The 2,152-nt window shown below is 53.7% G+C and carries 1 protein-coding gene; it reads right to left on the reverse strand.

Annotated features, from left to right (window positions below):
• Nucleotides 1–834 precede the first annotated feature (834 nt).
• Nucleotides 835–1,425, reverse strand: a complete 591-nt coding sequence (locus ABX962_RS35170; RefSeq protein WP_372726317.1) for a hypothetical protein — start codon at nt 1,423–1,425, stop codon at nt 835–837.
• Nucleotides 1,426–2,152 lie beyond the last annotated feature (727 nt).

Here is a 2,152-nt window from a genome sequence, read left to right on the forward strand (position 1 = left end):
GTCATTTTTCGGTCGCCACTGACGGGCGAGCGACCGAAAAATGCCTCCGGCGACGGCACCTCACCACCACCCGCGGAAAAAAATGAAATAAGAAAAGAAAATTACCTCAACACCACTTGCCAACCTCGGACTTCATAGTCGGTAGCCGTGACCGGGGACGGCGATTAGATTTTCCATTTGTAAAAACACGATGCCGTCCTCCGTGTCCACGGCATGGTTATCGGCTTCTACCGCGAAAGAGCGAGTTTACCATGCTTCGTAACGTTCTGCGCTGATGTTTGTCGGCGCTTGCTCGCTGCAGTTGCCTGAAATGCAGCTGATCGTACGCTCTATCAAGAATCACAGCCGAGAATGAGCCCATCGATTCGACGGGATACCCTTGGTCGTCGACCAGGAGTCCGTTGTGGTCACCAACAATTCGCACATCTGGATCCTCGTCTCCATTCAAGAAAACGTATGCATTCCATTGGCCCTGGTAGTCAGATAGGAAATGACAGAAAGGAAATTCGCGTTCGACACCGAAACCAAGCTCGTGAAGAGGGCGAACTGTGACGTCGTGCGCACCGATCAGCAGCGTATCGCGTTGATCCAACGTGTACAGCTCACGCATCGCATCGGGGAAAGTCAAACCAAGCTCGCGCTCTCGGCGTTCGAGAAGAGCAACTGCAGAGCTATCAAGTGAAGGCGTCAGGCCGAGAACGTTGAAGGCGTTTTGGTGAAACGTCAGATGTATCGTCGCGTCTCCCTATCCGATAACGTTACCCGTCACCGAGGACGGGCGGTTGAGATTCCATTCGAGTAAACGTGCAAGCCGTCCTTCGGTGCACGGGATTGTTACCCGCCGTCATTGCTTGGTGTCGGCTTCGATTGTGAGGCGATCGCATTGATGACTTGATCCGCCGAAACCATCCCGTCCAACACGACGGGCGTGCCCGAAATACCGCCAGAGTATACGGCAATCGTCGGCGTCGTGTTACGGCCAATCCGGCGCAGAAAACCAAGCACTTCCGGGGACGACGAGGTTAGATCCGCATAGAAGAGAGTGAAAGATCTTTCCCGTATTACGCGTTTCAGTTTCTGATCTTCAAACGAATGCTGTTTCACCACAAGGCTGTTCACGTCCCAACCAGCTCCGACGAAGACAATCACTGGTGTATCGTGGTCGAAAGGTGCCGCGAATGATTGAGTTGAGTACGCCACCCACTGGATCGGCCTTTGGTCGAACCAACGGCGAAAGCCGAGGAACGCAATGGCGAACAACGCGACAAGCAAAAGCAACGAGGATAGCTTGAACCTGGAGAAAGATCTGACGAGCTTTGGCACGATACTTGGATTAAAGGTGACACTCAAAAACGACTGGATCTCAATCGGGTAACGGGAGCGATGTGCGGGCGGCGAAGGATGATTGAGCCACTTTGCAAACACGATGCCGCCGCTCCGTCACCATCGCATGGTTATCGCAGATCGCAGCAAGCATGAATCGAGTATGTTTGCAGTGGCGTTCCGCCCCGTGGGTGGCCCGTCAAGCAGACAACCGTTGGGATCGACCAGTGATGCTAGTGTAACGGACTGCGAGGACAAGATGTTGCTCGAAAACGACCGCGAATTTTGCTTGTTACGGCAGCGATGGCTTGAATCGCAAATCAGCGCAGGTCACGCCGCTAGTTGCGATAACGGCCAGGATCACCCGGTCCGAGGAGTTGAGCAACCATTGCCCAAGAGACACTCGAGGACTCGGCGTGCATCCGTTGGTTCGTCGGTATTTGGGTAAAGTGTGGGTGACCATTTAGTCGGATCGTCCGAGATTTTACGGCCGCAATCATCGTCGAGCAACGCCGACATTTTTTCGATGATTGCGGAACGCAGACGCTGTGAATATCGCGGACATGCCAAGGACGAAGATGGCGGACCACATGGAATACGCGATCAGAGAATCATTGGCAATCGACGTGCCATTGAACTCGAACGAAGTCATGTATGTATTCGTCGGGACTAGTTGCCAGTAGTCTTGGTTCAAGAGCATGATGCCGGGAGCCGAAACCAGTAGCGATACTGCCGCCGTCGTGATTGCGGCAACTACGAAGCGTCGTACTGGTCGCTGTTTCTCGATCTTCGTGGTGGAGGCTGATGGTGCGTATGGATTCGGCATGCA

Source organism: Novipirellula sp. (assembly GCF_041583735.1).
GTDB lineage: Bacteria > Planctomycetota > Planctomycetia > Pirellulales > Pirellulaceae > Novipirellula.